At 71.0% G+C, this 19,986-nt stretch carries 22 protein-coding genes; 9 read left to right on the plus strand and 13 right to left on the minus strand.

All coding sequences use genetic code 11. The annotated features are described in order from the left end of the window. Window positions 1–34 precede the first annotated feature (34 nt). From pstB to SK095_RS15490, 3 genes are all read left to right on the plus strand, one after another. On the plus strand, window positions 35–865 hold the full coding sequence (pstB, locus tag SK095_RS15480; protein ID WP_136490156.1) for a phosphate ABC transporter ATP-binding protein PstB: 831 nt from the start codon (window positions 35–37) through the stop codon (window positions 863–865). Window positions 866–1,010: 145 nt separating this feature from the next. Then, the gene (gene phoU, locus SK095_RS15485) at window positions 1,011–1,727 is read left to right on the plus strand and encodes a phosphate signaling complex protein PhoU (protein WP_136490157.1); all 717 of its coding nucleotides are present in this window, start codon (window positions 1,011–1,013) and stop codon (window positions 1,725–1,727) included. Window positions 1,728–1,855: 128 nt separating this feature from the next. Further along, window positions 1,856–2,785 carry a peptidoglycan DD-metalloendopeptidase family protein gene (locus tag SK095_RS15490; protein ID WP_201485317.1) on the plus strand — a complete coding sequence of 310 codons (930 nt, stop codon included), beginning with the start codon at window positions 1,856–1,858 and terminating at the stop codon, window positions 2,783–2,785. Between the two features lie 77 nt (window positions 2,786–2,862). On the opposite strand, the gene SK095_RS15495 is transcribed toward SK095_RS15490, so the two are convergent. From SK095_RS15495 to phoB, 3 genes are all read right to left on the minus strand, one after another. Then, window positions 2,863–4,197, minus strand: coding sequence for a hemolysin family protein (locus tag SK095_RS15495; RefSeq protein ID WP_320546785.1), 1,335 nt, complete (start codon window positions 4,195–4,197; stop codon window positions 2,863–2,865). Window positions 4,198–4,269: 72 nt separating this feature from the next. Then, on the minus strand, window positions 4,270–5,562 hold the full coding sequence (phoR, locus tag SK095_RS15500) for a phosphate regulon sensor histidine kinase PhoR (RefSeq protein WP_320546786.1): 1,293 nt from the start codon (window positions 5,560–5,562) through the stop codon (window positions 4,270–4,272). Window positions 5,563–5,625: 63 nt separating this feature from the next. After that, window positions 5,626–6,315, minus strand: a complete 690-nt coding sequence (gene phoB, locus SK095_RS15505; protein WP_136491354.1) for a phosphate regulon transcriptional regulator PhoB — start codon at window positions 6,313–6,315, stop codon at window positions 5,626–5,628. Window positions 6,316–6,522: 207 nt separating this feature from the next. On the opposite strand from phoB, the gene SK095_RS15510 reads away from it, so the two are divergent. After that, window positions 6,523–6,912, plus strand: a complete 390-nt coding sequence (locus tag SK095_RS15510) for a hypothetical protein (RefSeq protein WP_320546787.1) — start codon at window positions 6,523–6,525, stop codon at window positions 6,910–6,912. A gap of 36 nt (window positions 6,913–6,948) precedes the next feature. Here SK095_RS15510 and ubiA read toward each other — a convergent pair whose 3' ends face one another. Together ubiA and SK095_RS15520 are read right to left on the minus strand one after the other, a co-directional pair. Next, on the minus strand, window positions 6,949–7,839 hold the full coding sequence (gene ubiA / locus SK095_RS15515) for a 4-hydroxybenzoate octaprenyltransferase (RefSeq protein WP_320546788.1): 891 nt from the start codon (window positions 7,837–7,839) through the stop codon (window positions 6,949–6,951). 97 nt (window positions 7,840–7,936) lie between these two features. Then, entirely contained in the window at window positions 7,937–8,488 is a 552-nt protein-coding gene (locus SK095_RS15520; RefSeq protein WP_414153852.1) for a chorismate--pyruvate lyase family protein, read from the minus strand. A 230-nt stretch (window positions 8,489–8,718) separates the two neighbouring features. On the opposite strand from SK095_RS15520, the gene SK095_RS15525 reads away from it, so the two are divergent. The 4 genes from SK095_RS15525 (at window position 8,719) to SK095_RS15540 (ending at window position 10,264) form a co-directional block, all read left to right on the plus strand. Next, window positions 8,719–8,991 carry an HU family DNA-binding protein gene (locus tag SK095_RS15525; RefSeq protein WP_136491350.1) on the plus strand — a complete coding sequence of 91 codons (273 nt, stop codon included), beginning with the start codon at window positions 8,719–8,721 and terminating at the stop codon, window positions 8,989–8,991. A gap of 83 nt (window positions 8,992–9,074) precedes the next feature. Then, a complete protein-coding gene (locus SK095_RS15530; protein WP_201485314.1) occupies window positions 9,075–9,455 on the plus strand; it encodes a helicase in 381 nt (126 codons plus the stop codon). Window positions 9,456–9,540: 85 nt separating this feature from the next. After that, window positions 9,541–9,924 (plus strand): fluoride efflux transporter CrcB, encoded by a 384-nt coding sequence (gene crcB, locus SK095_RS15535; RefSeq protein WP_136491348.1) that lies wholly within the window; start codon window positions 9,541–9,543, stop codon window positions 9,922–9,924. Window positions 9,925–9,940: 16 nt separating this feature from the next. Beyond that, a complete protein-coding gene (locus SK095_RS15540) occupies window positions 9,941–10,264 on the plus strand; it encodes a DUF190 domain-containing protein (protein ID WP_320546789.1) in 324 nt (107 codons plus the stop codon). Window positions 10,265–10,343: 79 nt separating this feature from the next. Here SK095_RS15540 and recG read toward each other — a convergent pair whose 3' ends face one another. The 5 genes from recG to exbB form a co-directional block, all read right to left on the minus strand. Further along, window positions 10,344–12,422: an ATP-dependent DNA helicase RecG gene (gene recG, locus SK095_RS15545; RefSeq protein WP_320546790.1), complete on the minus strand. Its 2,079-nt coding sequence runs from the start codon at window positions 12,420–12,422 to the stop codon at window positions 10,344–10,346. Then, a complete protein-coding gene (locus tag SK095_RS15550) occupies window positions 12,419–13,357 on the minus strand; it encodes a hydrogen peroxide-inducible genes activator (RefSeq protein WP_136491345.1) in 939 nt (312 codons plus the stop codon). Before SK095_RS15550 ends, recG begins: the two co-directional genes overlap by 4 nt. Window positions 13,358–13,443: 86 nt before the next feature. Continuing rightward, window positions 13,444–14,193 carry an energy transducer TonB gene (locus SK095_RS15555; RefSeq protein ID WP_320546791.1) on the minus strand — a complete coding sequence of 250 codons (750 nt, stop codon included), beginning with the start codon at window positions 14,191–14,193 and terminating at the stop codon, window positions 13,444–13,446. Then, window positions 14,190–14,615: a TonB system transport protein ExbD gene (gene exbD, locus SK095_RS15560; protein ID WP_320546792.1), complete on the minus strand. Its 426-nt coding sequence runs from the start codon at window positions 14,613–14,615 to the stop codon at window positions 14,190–14,192. The genes SK095_RS15555 and exbD overlap by 4 nt, the downstream gene beginning before the upstream one ends. A gap of 3 nt (window positions 14,616–14,618) precedes the next feature. Then, window positions 14,619–15,536, minus strand: a complete 918-nt coding sequence (exbB, locus tag SK095_RS15565; protein WP_414153853.1) for a tonB-system energizer ExbB — start codon at window positions 15,534–15,536, stop codon at window positions 14,619–14,621. Window positions 15,537–15,734: 198 nt separating this feature from the next. On the opposite strand from exbB, the gene SK095_RS15570 reads away from it, so the two are divergent. Continuing rightward, window positions 15,735–16,595, plus strand: a complete 861-nt coding sequence (locus SK095_RS15570) for an SDR family oxidoreductase (RefSeq protein WP_320546793.1) — start codon at window positions 15,735–15,737, stop codon at window positions 16,593–16,595. Between the two features lie 7 nt (window positions 16,596–16,602). On the opposite strand, the gene SK095_RS15575 is transcribed toward SK095_RS15570, so the two are convergent. The 3 genes from SK095_RS15575 to spoT all read right to left on the minus strand — a co-directional run bounded on the left by SK095_RS15575 (window position 16,603) and on the right by spoT (window position 19,977). Continuing rightward, a complete protein-coding gene (locus tag SK095_RS15575) occupies window positions 16,603–17,337 on the minus strand; it encodes a hypothetical protein (protein WP_320546794.1) in 735 nt (244 codons plus the stop codon). Between the two features lie 68 nt (window positions 17,338–17,405). Continuing rightward, window positions 17,406–17,786, minus strand: a complete 381-nt coding sequence (locus SK095_RS15580) for a RidA family protein (protein WP_320546795.1) — start codon at window positions 17,784–17,786, stop codon at window positions 17,406–17,408. Window positions 17,787–17,865: 79 nt separating this feature from the next. After that, window positions 17,866–19,977, minus strand: coding sequence for a bifunctional GTP diphosphokinase/guanosine-3',5'-bis pyrophosphate 3'-pyrophosphohydrolase (gene spoT / locus SK095_RS15585; protein WP_320546796.1), 2,112 nt, complete (start codon window positions 19,975–19,977; stop codon window positions 17,866–17,868). Window positions 19,978–19,986 lie beyond the last annotated feature (9 nt).

Consider the following 19,986-nt stretch of genomic DNA (forward strand, 5'->3'; position numbering starts at 1 on the left):
TGCGCAACCGAACTGTGAGCGTAGGGAGATCCCCATGTCGCAACAACACACCCACGGCATCAACCTCGACAGCCTGGGCCGCAAGAAGCAGACCCTCGACCTGGCCAGCGAGCCGGTGGCCCTCGAGGTGCCCGGCCTCAACCTGTTCTACGGCGACAAGCAGGCGCTGTACGACGTGCAGATGAACATCCCGCGCAACCGCGTCACCGCCTTCATCGGCCCGTCGGGCTGCGGCAAGTCGACCCTGCTGCGCACCTTCAACCGCATGAACGACCTGGTCGACGGCTGCCGCGTGGAAGGCGAGATCCGCCTCGACGGCAAGGACATCTACGCCAAGGGCGTCGACGTCGCCGAGCTGCGCCGCCGCGTCGGCATGGTGTTCCAGAAGCCCAACCCGTTCCCCAAGAGCATCTACGAGAACGTGGTCTACGGCCTGCGCCTGCAGGGCATCAACCAGAAGCGCGTGCTCGACGAGACCGTGGAGTGGGCGCTGAAGAGCGCGGCGCTGTGGGACGAGGTCAAGGACCGCCTGCACGACTCGGCGCTGGGCCTCTCCGGCGGCCAGCAGCAGCGCCTGGTGATCGCCCGCACCGTGGCGGTGCAGCCGGAAGTGCTGCTGCTCGACGAACCCTGCTCGGCGCTCGACCCGATCTCCACCCTCAAGGTCGAGGAGCTGATCAACGAGCTGAAGGGCCAGTACACCATCGTCATCGTCACCCACAACATGCAGCAGGCGGCGCGCGTCTCCGACTACACCGCGTTCATGTACATGGGCAAGCTGATCGAGTTCGGCGATACCGATACCCTGTTCACCAACCCGGCGAAGAAGCAGACCGAGGACTACATCACCGGCCGCTACGGCTAGTGGCCATGGCAAATCGCGCCGGGCTGCGTCGGCGACGCTTGCCGTACGGGTCGTGTACTGTCTGCGCGTCGCCTCCTTGTCCGACACGATTTTCCAAGGGCCACTCCATCCTGTTCAGGTATCCGGTTTCAGCGAGGGTTCGCACATGATCAACAAAGACGGTCTCACCCATCACATCTCCGCCCAGTTCAACGCCGAGCTGGAGGACATCCGCAGCCACCTGCTGGCCATGGGCGGCCTGGTGGAGAAGCAGGTCAGCGACGCGGTCAGCGCGCTGGTCGACGCCGACTCCGGCCTCGCCCAGCAGGTACGCGACGTCGACAACCAGATCAACCAGATGGAGCGCGACATCGACGAGGAGTGCGTGCGCATCCTCGCCCGCCGCCAGCCGGCGGCCTCCGACCTGCGCCTGATCATCAGCATCTCCAAGTCGGTGATCGACCTCGAGCGCATCGGCGACGAGGCCACCAAGATCGCCAAGCGCGCCATCGAGCTGTGCGAGGACGGCATGGCGCCCAAGGGCTACGTGGAGATCCGCCACATCGGCGAGCAGGTGCGCAAGATGGTCCAGGAGGCGCTGGACGCCTTCGCCCGCTTCGACGCCGACCTCGCCCTGTCGGTGGCGCAGTACGACAAGATCGTCGACCGCGAGTACAAGAGCGCGCTGCGCGAGCTGGCCACCTACATGATGGAAGACCCGCGCTCGATCTCCCGCGTGCTCAGCGTGATCTGGGCGCTGCGCTCGCTGGAGCGCATCGGCGACCACGCGCGCAACATCGCCGAGCTGGTGATCTACCTGGTGCGCGGCACCGACGTGCGCCACACCGGGCTGGCCAAGCAGGGTCCGGCCGACCAGGCCTGAGCGCCGCCGGCCTGATCCAGATCAGGCCGGCGCGAATCCGTTCGCGGCAGCGCCGAACGCGTCTCACCCGGACGCCGGCCGGGCTGGTAGGCTTGCCCGGTCTTCCGCCCTGCTGACAGCGTGCCATCATGACCGTCCGCTCCCTCCTGCTCGGTTTCCTGCTCGCCGGCCTGGCCGCCCCGGCCGGCGCGCTGACCATCTACAAGCATGTCGACGCCAACGGCGTGGTCACCTACAGCGACCAGGCCCGCCCGGGCGCGCAGGTGTTCCAGCTGCAGCCCGGCGGCTTGCGCGCGCCCGGCGCGGCGCCGCGCGCCGAGGCGCCGGATGCGCGGGTGCGCCTGGACACCGTCAGGCACGCCGGCGGCCACACCCTGCGGGTGCACAACGAGCTGTTCGCCCCGGTGGAGGTCGAGCTGCGCGTGGAGGACGTCGCCAACGCCAGCGGCGCGCCGGACCGGCCGCTGCGCTGGATCCTGCCGCCGCGCAGCCAGATCCGCCTGCTGACCCTGGCGCCGCGCGACCCGGCGCAGCCGCTGCGCTACACGCCCAGACTCAGCCACGCCCTCGGCGACCCGCGCCTGCTGCCGCGCCCCTACCGCTACCCGCTGCCCTGGCAGGGCGGGCCGTTCCGCCAGAGCCAGGGCGCCAACGGCCTGTACAGCCACTTCACGCCCAAGGGCCGCCACGCGGTGGACATCGCCATGCCCGAGGGCACGCCGATCCTCGCCGCCCGCGAGGGGGTGGTGGTCGGCACCCTGAACAGCCAGGCCGGCGCGGCGCCGTACCCCGGCGGCAACTACGTGCGCATCCTCCACGACGACGGCACCATGGGCGTCTACCTGCACCTGCAGCAGGGCTCGGTGCAGGTCGCCCCCGGCCAGCGCGTGCGCGCCGGCGCGCCCATCGCCCGCTCCGGCAACACCGGGCGCAGCACCGGCCCGCACCTGCACTTCGTGGTGCAGCGCAACGTCGGCCTGGCGGTGGAGTCGATCCCCTTCCAGTTCGCCCAGCCGGTGGACAGCCTGCCCAACTTCGCCATCGGCGGCGAGGACTGACCGCACTGCAGGGCTCGCCAACGACAAGGGCCACCCCGCGGGGTGGCCCTTTGGCGTTGGGCGAATAGGGCGCCGGTTCAGTCCAGCCTGAGCACCTTGGCCATGACGATCTTCGGCCCCTTCATCTTCTTGACGATGATGCGCAGGCCGTGGGTCTCCAGCGTCTCGTCCTCGCTGGGCAGGCGCTTGAGGCTGTCGTAGACCAGCCCGGCCAGGGTGTCGGCCTCGACGTCGTCGAGATTCACCTCGAGCAGGCGCTCGATCTTGAACAGCGGCGTGTCGCCGCGCACCAGCAGCTTGCCCGGCTGGTAGGCGAGCAGGCCGCGCTCGGTCTTGCGGTGCTCGTCCTGGATGTCGCCGACCAGCACCTCGAGCACGTCCTCCATGGTCAGGAAGCCGACCACCTTGCCGTCGGCCTCCTCGACCAGGGCGAAGTGCGCGCCGCCCTGGCGAAACTGCTCGAGCAGGCGGCCCAGCGGCAGGTGCCGCGACACCCGCTCGATGGGGTGCAGCAGGCTGCGCAGGTCGAAGGCGGCGGCCTCGCCGGGCTCGGGCAGGGCCAGCAGCAGGTCCTTGATGTGCAGCACGCCGACGAACTGCTGCGCGGCGTCCTGCACCGGGTAGCGGCTGAACTTGTGGCGGCGGATCTCGGCGAGGATCTCGTCGAGGCTGGCGTCGGCGTCCAGGCATACCAGGTCCTCGCGCGAGTTGGCCCAGTCGACCACCTCCAGCTCGCCCAGCTCCATGGCCGAGGCCAGCACGCGCAGGTCCTGGTCGCCGGCGTCGCGGCCGCGGCTGGAGTGGAGGATCAGCTTGAGCTCCTCGCGGCTGTAGTGGTGCTCGTGGTGCGGCCCCGGCTCGCCTTGCCCGGCGATGCGCAGGATGGCGTTGGCGCTGGCGTTGAGCAGCCAGATCGCCGGGTACATGGCCCAGTAGAAGGCGTACAGCGGCGCGGCGGTCCACAGCGACAGGCGCTCGGGCTGGCGGATCGCCCAGGACTTGGGCGCCAGCTCGCCGACCACGATGTGCAGGTAGGAGATGATGAAGAATGCGGTGAAGAAGGCGATGGCGTGCACCAGCGCCGGCGAGTCGACGCCGAAGTAGCCGAGCAGCGGCTCGAGCAGGTGGGCGAAGGCCGGCTCGCCGACCCAGCCGAGGCCCAGCGAGGCGAGGGTGATGCCCAGCTGGCAGGCCGACAGGTAGGCGTCCAGCTGGCCGTGCACGGTGCGCAGGATGTGGCCGCGCCAGCCGTGCTCGGCGGCGATGCTCTCGACGCGGGTGGCGCGCAGCTTCACCATGGCGAACTCGGCGGCTACGAAGAAGCCGTTGAGCAGGACCAGCAGCAGGGCGAACAGGACGAGGCCGAAGTCGGCGAAGTAGCGGGCGGCGGTATAGGCAGGGGAAGGGTCCATGGGGGCTTGTCGCAGTGGAAAGCCCATAGCATGGGAGGCGGCGGCGCGGCTTTCAAGCCCGCCGCCGCCGCTTCAGCGCCGCACCACCTGCGCGGGCGGGAAGTGGCAGGTGAAGGTGCTGCCCTTGCCCGGCGTGCTGTCGATCTGCAGCTGGCCGCGGTGGTGGATCAGCACGTGCTTGACGATGGCCAGGCCCAGGCCGGTGCCGCCGGTGTTGGCCGAGCGGCTGGCGTCGACCCGGTAGAAGCGCTCGGTGAGGCGCGGAATGTGCCTGGCCTCGATGCCCAGGCCGCTGTCCTGCACGGCGAGGTGCGCGCCCTCGGCGTCGGCCCACCAGCGGATGCGGATCTCGCCGCCCTCCGGGCTGTACTTGACCGCGTTGAACACCAGGTTGGAGAAGGCGCTGCGCAGCTCGCTCTCGCTGCCCTTGAGCCTGACCGTGGCGTCGGCCTCCAGGCTGATGCGGTGGCGGTCGGCGGACAGCGCCTGGGCGTCGCCGCGGATCGACAGCAGCAGCAGGTCGACCGCCACCGGCTTGCTGTCGGCCGGGTAGTCGGTGGCCTCCAGGCGGGCCAGCAGCAGCAGGTCGTTGAGCAGGTTCTGCATGCGCGCGCCCTGCTGCTGCATCTGCTGCAGGGCGCGGCGCCAGCGTGGCTGGATGTCGTCGACGTTGTCCTGCAGGGTCTCCAGGTAGCCGGTGAGCACGGTCAGCGGCGTGCGCAGCTCGTGGGAGACGTTGGCGACGAAGTCCTTGCGCATCTGTTCGAGCTGGTGGAGGCGGGTGACGTCGCGCACCAGCATCAGGTGCTCGCCGTTGCCGTACAGGGTCAGCTGCAGCTGCAGGCGCAGGTGGTCGTCGACCGGCGAGGGCAGCTCCAGCGGCTCGCGGTGGTTGTCCTGCTCGAAGTATTCCTTGAAGCGCGGATGGCGCACCAGGTTGGTGATCGGCTGGCCGCCGTCCTGCTTGCGCTTGAGGCCGAGCAGCTGGCCGGCGGCGCGGTTCCACCACTCCAGGTTGCCCTGGCGGTCGAGCATGACCACGCCGTCCTTGAGCGCGGCGGTGGACTCCTGCACGCGGTCGATCACCGCCTGCAGGCGGCCGCGGGCGCGCTGGTTGCGCTTCTGCAGGTGGTAGATCTGGTCGAACACCTCGCCCCACACGCCGGAGCCTTCCGGCGGCAGTTCGTCGGCGTTCTTCAGCCAGTGGTGCAGGCGCAGCAGCTGGCGCAGGTTCCAGTACAGGTAGCCGGCGAGGCCGAGCACCAGCGCCCAGGCGTACTGGCCCGTGACCAGGCCGAGCAGCAGGCAGGCCCCCAGCAGCAACAGCAGGCGGCGGAGGAGGATGCCGCGCCAGTCTTGGTTCACCTTGCGATCCTTGTAAAGCGGCCGCCCCGGCGGGGCGGCGAAGGCCAGGGAGTGACGCGTGCGTCAGCCCTTGGTGGAGAAACGATAGCCGGTGCCGCGCACGGTCTGCACCAGGTTTTCGCAGCTCTCGCCGAGCGCCTTGCGCAGGCGGCGGATATGCACGTCGACGGTGCGCTCCTCGACGTAGACGTTGCCGCCCCACACCTGGTCGAGCAGCTGGCTGCGCGTGTAGGCGCGCTCCTGGTGGGTCATGAAGAACTGCAGCAGGCGGTACTCGGTGGGTCCCATCTCCGCCGGCTTGCCGTCGATGGTGACGCGGTGGCTGAGCGGGTCGAGCACCAGCGGGCCGACCTCGATCGGCGTCTCGCCGTCGCTGGCGCCGGCGCGGCGCAGCACCGCCTTGAGCCGGGCGACCAGCTCGCGCGGCGAGAACGGCTTGGTGATGTAGTCGTCGGCGCCGACCTCCAGGCCCTGGATCTTGTTGTCCTCCTCGCCCTTGGCGGTGAGCATGATGATCGGCGTGCCGGCGGTCAGCTCGTCGCGCTTGAGGCGGCGGGCCAGTTCGATGCCGGAGGTGCCGGGCAGCATCCAGTCGAGGAGGATCAGGTCGGGCTTGCGGTCGACGATCAGCGCGTGGGCCTGCTGGCTGTTCTCCGCTTCGAGGCACTCGTAGCCGGCCATTTCCAGGGCGACGGCGATCATCTCGCGAATCGGTGCTTCGTCGTCAACGATGAGGATGGATTTGCCAACCATGGGACTGTCTCTGTGATTCCGTGGCGATGCCGGCATTACATAACGGAATTATTGCAGCGATGTTACATGGCGGCGGCGAAGGGGCCGGCGGGCGGCTTCGGCTATGCTGCAAGGGCTCGCCGGCGCCTGCCGGCAGCCGGTGCCTGGCGTGCCGTCCGCCTGTCCTCGCGGTCGCCGGGTCCTCCCATCCCACCGAGGAGAGCCGCGATGCTCAGAATCCCTCCACCCCTGCTGGCGCTGGCCGGCGGCGCCCTGCTTGCGCTGCTCGGCCAGGCCCAGGCGGCCGAACCGGCGATGGTCAAGGACGGCATGCTGGTCGACGCCCGGGGCATGACCCTGTACACCTACGACAAGGACAGCCCCGGCCAGTCGATGTGCAACGATACCTGCGCGACCAACTGGCCGCCGCTGGTGGCTACCGCCGATGCCCAGGGCAACGACGACTGGAGCACGCTGCAGCGCGCCGACGGCAGCTGGCAGTGGGCCTACTACGGCAAGCCGCTGTACACCTTCATCCAGGACCAGAAGCCGGGCGACATGCTCGGCGAGGGCAAGATGGGCGTCTGGCACGTCGCCCGCCCGGCCGCCGGCCAGTAGCCGGGCGGCGGTACCCCGCCGGCGTGCCGGCGGGGTTCAGCGCAGGGCGTAGTCGGCGATGGTGCCGGCGAGGATCGCCAGACCGGCCCAGTGGTTGTGCAGGAAGGCGCGGAAGCAGGCCTGGCCATCTCCCGTGCGGGTGCTCCAGTACTCCCAGGCGAAGCAGCCGGCGGCCACCGCCAGGCCGAGGTGGAACCATGCACCCAGCCCGAAGCGCGCCGCGGCGAGCAGCAGGCACAGCAGGCTGAGGCCCTGGAGGATGGCGATGATCGGGCGGTCGGCCTCGCCGAACAGGATGGCGGTCGACTTCACGCCGATCTTCAGGTCGTCGTCGCGATCGGTGATCGCGTAGTAGGTGTCGTAGGCCACCGTCCACAGCAGGTTGGCCAGGTACAGCAGCGCCGCCGCCGCCGGCAGGCTGCCGGCCTCGGCGGTGAAGGTCATCAGGATGCCCCACGAGTAGGCCGCGCCGAGCACCACCTGCGGGTAGTAGGTGTGGCGCTTCATGAACGGGTAGAGCGCGGCCAGCGCCACCGCGCCGAACGACAGCCACACGGTGGTCGCGTTGGTCAGCAGCACCAGGGCGAAGGCCACCGCCATCAGCACGGCGAAGGTCGCCAGCGCCTCGCGCGGAGTCATCCGCCCGCTGGCCAGCGGGCGCGCGCGGGTGCGCTCGACGTGGCCGTCGAAGCGGCGGTCGGCGAAGTCGTTGATCGCGCAGCCGGCCGAGCGGGTCAGCACCACGCCGAGGGAGAAGATCAGCAGGTTGGCCAGCGACGGCACGCCCTCGGCGGCGATCCACAGCGCGGTGAGGGTCGGCCACAGCAGCAGGTAGATGCCGATCGGCCGGTTCAGCCGGGTCAGGTCGATGAAGTCCTGGGCGCGCGGGTGCAGGCGCGCCAGGGGCTTGAGCAGGGAGAGGGACATCGCGGGCCTCCGGAGTCGAAACCGCCGGCCGCCGCTGCCGCGCATTCGGCCGGTGCAAAGCGGGGCAGTATACGGCGTGGCGCTCCCCCGGGGCGCCTCAGTTGCGCGCCGCGGCGTCGGCCTGCCACAGCGCCGGCAGGAACACCTCGGCGACCAGCACGCCCAGCGCGCCCTGGCAGAACAGCGAGCGGCGCCCCCACAGGCCGTCCGCGCGCACCGCCGGCGGCAGCAGCACCGCCGGGTAGCGGCAGACCTCGATCGGCTGGCGGGTGAAGGCCGGGTCGCGGAACAGCAGGTGGCCCAGCGAGGTGCTGCCGAGGCTGTCGAGGGCGAAGGGCTGCGCCTCCAGGGCGCTGCGCGCCGCCACGCTGCGGGCGAACACCCAGGCCTGCCCGGCGCCGTGCAGGTAGACCTCGCGCACCCAGCCCTCGCTGCCGGGCGCCACGCCGAGGGCGGCGCATTCGTCGTCGCGCAGGATCTGCCAGCCCTCGACCAGCGGCTCGACGGCGAAGCGGCCGGCGCCGAGCTCGGTGAGGCGGCGGGTCAGCGAGCCCGGCTCGTTGAGCCAGTCGAGCTCGCGGGCGGTGGGGGCGGGATGCAGCAGGTCGGGGGCCAGCCATCGCGGGCTGGCGCAGGCAGTCTGGGACACGGCAGGGCACGGCAGCGGAAAACCAGCGGCGAGTCTAGCACGCGGCCCCGCCGCGGGCCTCCGGCGTCGCGATCTACGACCAATGGCCGGTGCCGGCGTGCCTTCGGGGTCTGGCGCCGCTCCGGCGGGCATGCCATCCTTCGACCGTCCGCCGCGCGCCGGGGCCTGTCCGGCCGGCGTCATGCAGCGCGCGGCCTTGCCACAACAAGAACAATTCACACGAGGCATCTATGCGCAAACCGGAACTCGCTGCCGCCGTCGCGGAAAAGACCGACCTCAGCAAGGAAGAGGCCAACCGCGTCCTCAACGCCGTGCTCGAGCAGATCACCGACGCACTGAACCGCCAGGACAGCGTCACCCTGGTCGGCTTCGGCACCTTCCTGCAGCGCCACCGCGGCGCCCGCATGGGCAAGAACCCGCAGACCGGCGAACCCGTGAAGATCCGCGCCTGCAACACCGTGTCCTTCAAGCCGGGCAAGGCGCTGCGGGAAGCGATCAACTGAGCCCTGCGCCCCGGGGGATGCTCCCGGGGCGCTGCCATCGCGCTAGAATTCCGGCTCCCCTGCGTGACTCGCGAGGTGTCGCTGTGAAATTCCGCCTGCTCCTCTGGCTGCTCGGTCGTCTGCTGGCCGGCGCCAGCCGCCGCAACCCCGAATTCCGCCAGCAACTGGTCGACCGCGACCTGGTGTTCCAGCTGCAGACCCAGGACGGCCGCATCGCCCGCCACTTCGTCGTCAGGGACCAGCGCATCCGCAGCGCAGCCGGCACGGTGTCCCAGCCCGCCTTCAGCATCGCCTTCCGCAACGCCGCCTACGGCTTCGCCGCCCTGACCGCCGACAATCGCCAGCTGGCCTTCATGCAGGGCATCCAGAACAAGGACATCCAGATCAGCGGCAATCCGGCGCTGGTGCTGTGGTTCCAGGGGCTGACCCAACTGCTCGGGCCCCAGAAGAAGCAGGCGGCGTGAGCGCTGCTGTTCCTGCACGCGCGCGCCTCGTCCGTCGATGCCGTTGCGCGGCGAGCCGACCAGCCGACCATGGAGAGCTGCAAGCATGATCCGATCCCTGCTGGCCATCGCCGTGGGCGCATCGCTGGGCGCGATCCTGCGCTGGGGGCTGGGCACCGCCTTCAACGCGCTGTTTCCGACCATCCCGCCTGGCACCTGGCTGGCCAACATGCTGGGCGGCTACCTGATCGGCGTGGCGCTGGCCCTGTTCGGCCAGCACCCCGGCTGGGCTCCCGAGTGGCGCCTGCTGGTGATCACCGGCTTCCTCGGCGGGCTGACCACCTTCTCGACCTTTTCCGCCGAGGTCGCCACACTGATCCAGCAGGGCCGGCTGCTGTGGGCCGGGGCCGCCATCTCGGCGCACGTCGTCGGCTCGCTGCTCATGACGCTGCTCGGTCTGGCGACCGTGGCGCTGTTCAAGACCGCCTGACCGGGAGGGCGATCGCATGCAGGGTTATCAACTGACCTTCTTCACGCAGCAGGATCGCCGGCACGGCGCCTTGCCGCTGGGCGAGTGGCTGATGCAGGAGGCGCGCAGGCTCGGTGTCCGCGGCGCCACCCTGATCGCCGCCGCCGAAGGCTTCGGCCATACGGGCCGGCTGCACTCGGCGCGCTTCTTCGAACTGGCCGCCCAGCCCATCGAGGTGACGATGGCGCTCACCGCAAGCGAGGCCGAGCAGCTGTTCCAGCGTCTGCGCGAAGAGAAGATCGACGTGTTCTACGTGAAGACGCCGATCGAGTTCGGCATGAGCGGCGACGGCAGCCCCTGAAAACGCTTCATCTCCCCGCGAACGGGCCACGATAGCGGCCGCTATCGTGTTTTCCGCCCCGGCCAGCCGCGCTCCGGACTCACACCTGCCCGTACTGCTGCCCATGCCTGAGCCAGCGCTCGAGCAGCGGGCTGACGTGCTGCGGCCAGCGCGCCAGCAGGGTCTGCGCCGCCTCGCGCACCTCGGGCAAGAGGTCGGCATCGCGCAGCAGGTCGGCGACCTTGAACTGCAGCAGGCCGGTCTGGCGGGTGCCGAGCATCTCGCCGGGGCCGCGCAGCTCGAGGTCCTTCTCGGCGATGACGAAGCCGTCGCTGGTCTCGCGCATGATCGCCAGGCGCTCGCGGCCCAGGTGCGACAGCGGTGCGTGGTAGAGCAGCACGCAGTGGCTGACCGCGCTGCCGCGGCCGACCCGGCCGCGCAGCTGGTGCAGCTGCGACAGGCCGAGGCGCTCGGGGTTCTCGATGATCATCAGGCTGGCGTTGGGCACGTCGACGCCGACCTCGATCACCGTGGTGGCGACCAGGAGCTGCAGCTCGCCGGCCTTGAACTGCTCCATCACCGCGGCCTTCTCGGCCGGCTTCATGCGCCCGTGGATCAGGCCGACGCGCAGCTCGCCGAGGGCGGCGGAGAGTTCCTCGAAGGTGCTCTGCGCCGCCTGGCAGGTCAGCTCCTCGGATTCCTCGATCAGCGTGCACACCCAGTAGGCCTGGCGGCCCTCCAGGCAGGCGGCGCGCACCCGCTCGACCACTTCCAGGCGCCGGCTGTCGGCGATCACCAGGGTGGTCACCGGCGTGCGCCCGGGCGGTAGCTCGTCGAGGATCGAGGTGTCGAGGTCGGCGTAGGCGCTCATCGCCAGGGTGCGCGGGATGGGCGTGGCGGTCATGATCAGCTGGTGCGGGCACAGGCGACCGTCGACGCCCTTCTGGCGCAGCGCCAGGCGCTGCTGCACGCCGAAGCGGTGCTGCTCGTCGATGATCGCCAGGGCCAGGTTCCTGAACTGCACCTCGTCCTGGAACAGCGCGTGGGTGCCGACCACCATGGGCGCGCCGGCGGCGATGCGCTCCAGGGCGCTGGCGCGCGCCTTGCCCTTGAGCTTGCCGGCCAGCCAGGCGACCTCGATGCCCAGCGGCGCCAGCCACTTGCCGAAGTTGAGGAAGTGCTGCTCGGCGAGGATCTCGGTGGGCGCCATCAGCGCCACCTGGTAGCCGGCCTCGATGGCCTGCAGGGCGGCCAGCGCGGCGACCACGGTCTTGCCGGCGCCGACGTCGCCCTGCACCAGGCGCAGCATCGGCGCGGCCTGCGCCAGGTCCCAGGCGATCTCGGCGGCGACCCGCTGCTGCGCGCCGGTGGGGGCGAAGCCGAGCCCGGCGAGGAACTGCGCCGGCAGGCGCACGGCCTTGGGCAGCGGCGGCGCCTGCTGGGCGCGGATGCTCTCGCGCAGGCGCTGCAGCGACAGCTGGTGGGTCAGCAGCTCCTCGAAGGCCAGGCGGTGCTGCGCCCAGTGGCGGCCCTCGGCGAGCTCCTCCAGATCGGCGTCCGGCGGCGGGCGGTGCAGGTAGCGGATGGCGTCGGCCAGCGGCGCCAATTGGTACTGGCGGGCCAGCTCGGTCGGCAGCCAGTCGGGCAGGCTGCGCCCGTCGAGGGCGTGCAGCGCCTGCTGGCTGAGGGCGCGCAGGCGCTGCTGGGTGAGGCCCTCGGTGCTCGGATAGATCGGCGTGAGGCTCTGCTCGACCCGCCCGGACGGCTCGTCGGCGCCGAGGGCGCGGTATTCGGGGTGGTAGATCTCCAGGCCGGTGGCGCCGGGGCGCACCTCGCCGTAGCAGCGCAGGTGGGTGCCGCGCTTGAGACCGTCTTTCTGCGCCTGGCTGAAGTGGAAGAAGCGCAGGCTGAGGGTGCCGGTGGCGTCCTGCAGGCGCACCAGCAGGCTGCGCCGGCGGCCCATGGTCACCTCGGCGCCGCTGACCACGCCTTCCACCACGGCATCGCCGCCCGGGCGCAGGGCGGCGATCGGGGTGACCCGGGTGCGGTCCTGGTAGCGCAGCGGCAGGTGGAACAGCACGTCCTGCAGGGTCTCCAGACCGACCCTGGCAAGCTTCTCGGCCAGCGCCGGACCGACGCCCTTGAGCGTGGTGACGGCGACGCGCGCCAGTTCGGTCATGCCGGCTGGGCCGCCTGCGCCCCTTGCGGCGGGTGGCTCAGCGAGCACAGGCGCACGGCGTCGACCAGCACGTCGATGGCCTTGGGCCGCGGGAAGCTGGCGCGCCAGGCGATGGCCACGCTGCGGTAGGGCACCGGCGGGCTGAGCGGGCGGATGGCGATCACCCCCGGCGCGTAGTGGTGGCTGTCCACCGCGGTGAACGGCAGCACCGACACGCCGAGGCCCGAGGCGACCATGTGGCGGATGGTTTCCAGCGAGCTGGACTCGACGGTGGTGTGCGGGTGGGCCTCGCTGCCCTTGCGGGTGGTCGGGCAGGCTTCCAGCACCTGGTCGCGGAAGCAGTGGCCCTCGCCGAGCAGCAGCAGGCTCTTGTCGTTGAGCATCTCGGCATCGATGCTGGCCCGCGCGGTCCACGGGTGCTCGGCGGGCATCACCACGTAGAACGGCTCGTCGTACAGCGGCTTGGTCAGCACGTCGGCTTCCTGGAACGGCAGGGCGATGATGATCGCGTCCAGCTCGCCGGTGCGCAGCTTGTCGCGCAGCACGTGGGTGAAGTTTTCCTCGATGTACAGCGGCATGTCGGGGGCGATCTTGTGCAGCTGCGGGATCAGGTGGGGGAACAGGTAGGGGCCGACGGTGTAGATGGCGCCGACCTTGAGCGGGGCGGCCAGCTGGTTCTTGCCGGCCTGGGCCAGTTCGCGGATGCCCTGGGCCTGCTCGAGGACCTTCTGCGCCTGGGCGACGATGCCCTCGCCGACCGGGGTCAGGCGCACCGCGCTCTTGCTGCGCTCGAAGATCAGTACACCCAGCTCGTCCTCGAGCTTCTTCACGCCGACCGACAGGGTCGGCTGGCTGACGTGGCAACGCTCGGCGGCGCGGCCGAAGTGCTGTTCCTGGGCAAGGGTGACGATATAGCGCAGTTCCGTGAGTGTCATAGCGAATATCCATTGAGATGCCCCCAAGCATAGCGGCTGTCTTCAATGGAACCAACCGCCCGCGGCAAGGCGGGCGGCTGGCGCTTTCAGCGGCGCTCCAGCGAGTAGACGAAGGGCGCCACCACCTCGAGGCGGCCATCGCGCAGCAGCTCGGCCGGCGGCGCCGGCAGCGGCTGGGCGCGGCGGATCATCTGCAGGGTGGCGCGGTCCAGGCTGGCGCTGCCGGACTTGCCGGCCAGTTCGAAGCTCAGCACCTTGCCCTGGCCGTCGACCACGAAGCGCAGCCGGACCACGCCCTCCTGGCCGCGCCGGCGCGCATCGTCGGGATAGCGCTTGTGGCGGTTGAGATGGGCGAGCAGGCGGCTCTGCCAGCTGGCCTTGGCCTGGGACGGCGCCGGGCTGCCGGCCTGCGGACTCGGCTGGGCGGCCGGCCTGGCGTCCGGGGCGGGCGCACTGCTCTCGACCGGCGCGGGGTTCGGCGGGGTCGGCAGCGGCGGCTGCGGCCTGGGCTCGGGTCTGGGTTCCGGCTTGGGCTTGGGCGGCTGCGGGCGCGGCTTGGGCGGTGGCGGCGGCAGGGCCAGCCTGGGCTTGGGCGCCTCGATCACCCTGGGCTGCGGCGGCGGCTCGGGGGCGCGCACCGGCTCGGGCGGCGGTGGCGGCGCGGCCGGTGGGGCCGGAGGTGCCGGCGGCAGCTCGATGAGCATGGCCGGCGGCGGCAGTTCGACCGGCGCGGCCTGCGGCTGCCAGTACAGCGACCAGGCGGCCACGCCGACGTGGGCGCCGAGCACCAGCAGCAGGCTGAGGCCCCAGCGGGGCAGGCTGCGCGCGCGGCTCATGGGCGGCCGACCGTTTCCAGGCCGACCAGGCCGATCTTCAGGTAGCCGGCGCCGCGCAGCAGGTCCATCACTTCCATCAGGCGGGCGTAGTCGACCTCCTGGTCACCGCGGATGAAGATGGTCTGCTCCTTGTCGCCGCCGGTCTGGCGGTCCAGGGCGGCGCCGAGCTGCTCGGCGAGCACCGCGTCGTTGCCCAGGTGCAGGCTGCGGTCCTCCTTGATGCTCAGGTACACCGGCTGCTCGGGGCGCGGCTGCGGCGTGGCGGTGGAGGCGGGCAGGTCGACCTTGACGTCGACGGTGGCCAGCGGCGCGGCGACCATGAAGATGATCAGCAGCACCAGCATCACGTCGATGAACGGGGTGACGTTGATCTCGTGGGATTCCTGCAGCTCGTCGCTGCCCTCGTTGAGGTGCATGCCCATGGCTCAGCCCACCTTGACCACGTGCGGGGTGGCGGCGCTGCGCGGCGCGGCGGCCGGCGGCTGGCGGTCGAGGTCGCGGCTGACCAGCAGCAGCACCTGGGCGGAGATGTCGGCGACCTGCGCCTTGTAGCCGGCGATCGAGCGGGCGAACACGTTGTAGATCACCACCGCGGGGATCGCCGCGACCAGGCCGAGGGCGGTGGCCAGCAGGGCCTCGGCGATGCCGGGGGCGACCACCGCGAGGTTGGTGGTCTGCGACTTGGCGATGCCGATGAAGCTGTTCATGATGCCCCACACGGTGCCGAACAGGCCGACGAACGGCGAGGTGGAGCCGATGGTGGCCAGCACCCCGGTGCCGGTGCTCATCTTGCGCCCGCTGGCGGCGACCAGGCGCTCGAGGCGGAAGCTGACGCGCTCCTTGATGCCTTCCTTCTCGGTCAGGTTGGCCGACAGGCGCAGCTCGTCCTGGGCGTCCTCGATCAGCAGCGCGCTGAAGCTGTGCCTGGCCTGGGCCTGCTCGGCGGCCTCGTCGAGGCTGCGCAGGCCCTTGAGGTCGGCCAGCTCGCCGCGCAGGCGGCGGCGCGCGCCGAGCAGCTCGAGGCCCTTGGCCAGCCAGATGGTCCAGGTCACCACCGAGGCCAGCAGCAGGCCGATCATCACCCCCTTCACCACCACGTCGGCGCCCTGGTACATGCCCCAGGGCGACAGGTCGTGGATCGGGGCGGCGGCCGCCTCGACCGGGCCGGCCTGCGGGGCTGCAGCGGCGACCGGCGCGGCGCTGGCGGTCGCCGCTGGGGCCGGCTGTTCGGCGAGCGCGACCGGCGCCAGCAGCAGGCCGGCGAGCAGCGCGGCCATGGCCGGCAGGCGGCGCACGCGGGAAGAGAGCAGGGTGGGCGAGGGGGAGGCGGTGGGTGCGTTCATGCGGGCCGGACCTGTCGATGGATAGGGGGAGCGGGCGCCGCCAGGACCGGCGCGCAGGAGTCAGGGCGACATTATTGCAAATGTTTCTTGTTTGTAAATCATTATGCGTGGTTTTGCGGGCGCAGCCTGCGGCAATCCGGCCTGCCGCGACAGCGCTCTGCCGCGCTATCCTCGGTGCTTTTCCCCCGGAGGATCGCGATGTCCGTTTCCCCTAGCGTGGTGATCGCCGGCTGCGGCGATGTCGGCAGTCGCCTCGGCCTGCAGCTGCAGGCGGCGGGCTGGTCGGTGTACGGCCTGCGCCGCGACGTCGCGGCGCTGCCGGCCGGCCTGCTGCCGCTGGCCGCCGACCTACTGCAGGCCGACTGCCCGGCGCAGTGGCCGGCCTGCGCGCCGGACTACCTGGTGTACTGCGCCACCCCGGCCAGCTCCGAGGAGAGCGCCTACCGCGCCACCTACGTCGACGGCCTGCGCCATGTGCTGGGCTGGCTGGAACAGCGCGGCCAGCGCCCGCGGCGCCTGCTGTTCGTCTCCAGCACCGGGGTGTACGGCCAGCAGGATGGCGAGTGGGTCGACGAGAGCTCGCCCTGCCAGCCGGCGAACTGGTCGGGGCGGGTGCTGCTGGAGGCCGAGGCGCTGGCGCTGGGCGGCGGCCTGCCCGCCAGCGTGGTGCGCCTGGCCGGCATCTACGGTCCGGGGCGGCGCTGGCTGCTCAGCCAGGTGCGCGCCGGCTACCGGGTGGCAGAGGTGCCGCCGCTGTACGGCAACCGCATCCACGCCGAGGATGCCGCCGGCCTGCTCGCCTGCCTGCTGCAGGCCGACGCCCGCGGGGTGGCGCTGGAGGCGGTGTACCTGGGGGTGGACGACGAGCCGGCGCCGCTGGCCGAGGTGGTCGCCTGGCTGCGCGAGCGCCTGGGGGTGAGCCACTGGGCGGCGGAGTCGGCCAGCCGGCGCGCCGGCAGCAAGCGCTGCAGCAACGCGCGGGCCCGCGCACTGGGCTGGGTGCCGCGCTACCCGAGCTGGCGCGAGGGCTACGCGGCGCTGCTGGACGCCGGCGAGTAGCGCGGCCTCAGTCGCGCTCAAGCAGCCAGGCGCGGCGGCCGGGGCGGTACTGCGGCAGCTCCTGGTGCAGCGCCTGGTTGTCGGCGACGAAGATGCTCAGCTCGTCGCCCTCCAGGCGGAACAGCCATTCGCGGCCCTGCTCGGCGTTCTGCAGCCAGAGCAGCTCGTGCTCGTCGCTGCGCGTCGCGCAGTCGCCGGACAGGCACAGGGCGTACTGCTCGACGCCGGGCAGGCCCTCGACGCGGCCGTCCGGGTGGAAGCGCACCTGGCCGTCGCGGCCGTCGCCCTCGCGGATCTCCCAGTCGCCGCCGAGCAGGGCGGCGTACAGCGCCTGCTCGAAGGTCTGGCCGGGCAGCTCGTCGTCGGCCGCGGCGGTGGCGACGAAACGCTGCTCGGGGGCGCTGGCGCTGGGCTGCTGGACCAGCTCGTCGCCGTCGAGGGCGAGGCTTTCCTGCAGGTCGCGGTTGAAGGTCACCTGCCAGCGCCGCTCGGCGCTGCCGGCCAGGTGGCCCTCGGCGACGTCGACGCCGTTGCTCGACCAGGCGGTGTGGCGCTGCGGGGCGAAGCGCCATTCCAGGGTGGGACCGTAGGCCAGCAGGGCCTCGCGCAGGCGGCCGTTGTCGCTGGCGGCGTCGATGGCGTTCTGGTTGATCCAGGTCCCGGCGATGTCGTCCGGGCCGCTGGCGCAGCCGCCGAGCAGGGCGCTGCACAGCAGCAGGGTCAGGGGAAGGGCATGGCGCATGCGGGCGTCCTTTCCGGAAGGGTACGGGGACAGCGGGAGCCGCGGCGGCGGGCGCCGCGGCCGGGGCATCAGCCGAGGACCAGGATGCCGTCCATTTCCACCTGGGCGCCGCGCGGCAGGGCGGCCACGCCGATGGCGGCGCGCGCCGGGTACGGCTGCTGGAAGTAGCGGCCCATCACCTCGTTGACGGTGGCGAAGTTGCCCAGGTCGGTGAGGAAGATGTTCAGCTTGACGATGTCGGCCAGCGAGCCGTCGGCGGCTTCGCAGACCGCCTTGAGGTTCTCGAACACCTGCACGGCCTGGGCCTCGAAGCCCTCGACCAGCTGCATGCTGGCCGGGTCCAGCGGGATCTGCCCGGACAGGTAGACGGTGTTGCCGGCCTTGATCGCCTGGGAGTAGGTGCCGATGGCGGCGGGGGCCTTGTCGCTGCTGATGACGCTCTTGCTCATGGGAGCTCCTTGCGGGCTGTGGATGGCAGGCGCCGGGGGCGGCGCCCTGCGTTGGGAAAGCGGGCGGGGGCGGGCCGCCTCAGGCGCGCAGACGGGTGATGTGGCTGACGCCCTTGATGGTGCGCAGGCGCTTGATCACCCGCGCCAGGTGCACGCGGTTGTGCACGCTGACCACCAGCTGGACCACGCTGATGCGGCCGTCGCGCTCGTCCATGCTGATCTTCTCGATGTTGCCGTCGGCGCTGGCCACCGCGGTGGCCAGCAGGGCGATCAGGCCGCGCTGGTGCTCCAGCTCGACGCGCAGCTCGACGTTGAACTCGCCGGTGACGTCCTTGGCCCAGGACAGCGGGATGCACTTGTCCGGGTTGTGGCGGAATTCGCTGATGTTGCGGCAGTTGTCGAGGTGGATGACCATGCCCTTGCCGGCCGACAGGTGGCCGACGATGGGGTCGCCGGGGATCGGCGTGCAGCACTTGGCGTAGCTGATCACCAGGCCCTCGGTGCCGCGGATCGCCAGCGGGCCCTCGTGGCCGGGCATCTGCTCACTGCCTTCCTCGGCCAGCAGGCGGCGGGCCACCACGTAGGCCATGCGGTTGCCGAGGCCGATGTCCTCGAGCAGGTCGTCGCGGTGGGCCAGCTGGTACTCGGCGAGCACCGCGGCGACGCGCTCGGCGGCGATCTTCTCCAGGTGGCTGTCGAAGCCGGCCAGCGCCTTGTTCAGCAGGCGCTCGCCGAGGCTGACCGACTCGGAGCGGCGCTGCTGCTTGAGCGAGTGGCGGATGTGGGTGCGCGCCTTGCCGGTGACCACGAAGTTGAGCCAGGCCGGGTTGGGCCGCGCGCCGGGGGCGGTGACGATCTCCACCGTGGCGCCGCTCTGCAGCTGTTCGGACAGCGGCGCCAGGCGGCGGTTGATGCGGCAGGCGATGCAGCTGTTGCCGACGTCGGTGTGCACCGCGTAGGCGAAGTCGACCGCCGTCGAGCCCTTGGGCAGCTCCATGATCCGCCCCTTGGGGGTGAACACGTAGACCTCGTCGGGGAACAGGTCGATCTTGACGTTCTCGATGAACTCCAGCGAGTTGCCGGCGCGCTGCTGCAGCTCGAGGATGCCCTTGACCCACTGGCGGGCGCGCTCGTGGGTACCGCGCGGGCTCTGCTCGTCGCTGGACTTGTACAGCCAGTGCGCGGCGATGCCGAAGTTGGCCATCTCCTCCATCTCGCGGGTGCGGATCTGGATCTCGATGGGCACGCCGTGCATGCCGAACAGGGTGGTGTGCAGCGACTGGTAGCCGTTGGCCTTGGGGATCGCGATGTAGTCCTTGAAGCGCCCGGGGAACGGTTTGTACAGGCTGTGCACCGCGCCGAGCACGCGGTAGCAGGTGTCGACCTTGTCGACGATGATGCGGAAGGCGTAGACGTCCATGATCTCGTTGAACGCCCGGCGCTTGCCGCGCATCTTCTGGTAGATGCTGTAGAGGTGTTTCTCGCGGCCCTTGACCTCGCCGTCCAGGCCCTCTTGGGCCAGGCAGTTGACCAGCGACTGCTGGATCTTGCCGACGATCTCGCGGCGGTTGCCGCGGGCGCGGCGCACCGCCTGCTTGATGCGCTCGGCGCGCATCGGGTGCATGGCCCTGAAGCCCAGATCCTCGAACTCGGCGAAGGTGTTGTGCATGCCGAGGCGGTTGGCGATCGGCGCGTAGATCTCCAGGGTTTCCTTGGCGATGCGCCGGCTCTTCTCATGCGGCATGGCGTCCAGCGTGCGCATGTTGTGCAGGCGGTCGGCCAGCTTGACGAGGATCACGCGGATGTCGCGGGCCATGGCCATGGCCATCTTCTGGAAGTTCTCGGCCTGCGCCTCGGCCTTGGTCTGGAAGTCCATCTGGGTCAGCTTGCTGACCCCGTCGACCAGCTCGGCGACGGTGCTGCCGAACTGCGCGCTGAGGGCATCCTTGGGGATGCCGGTGTCCTCGATGACGTCGTGCAGCATGGCGGCCATCAGGCTCTGATGGTCCATGTGCATGTCGGCGAGGATGCAGGCCACCGCCAGCGGGTGGGTGACGTAGGCCTCGCCGCTGCGCCGGCGCTGGCCGTCGTGGGCCTGCTCGGCGTAGTAGTAGGCGCGGCGGACCAGATTGACCTGGTCCGGCGTGAGGTAATTGCTGAGGCGGTCGGCGAGGGCGTCTATGCTGGCCAAAGTATTACT

The organism is Pseudomonas sp. AN-1 (assembly GCF_034057115.1).
GTDB lineage: Bacteria > Pseudomonadota > Gammaproteobacteria > Pseudomonadales > Pseudomonadaceae > Geopseudomonas.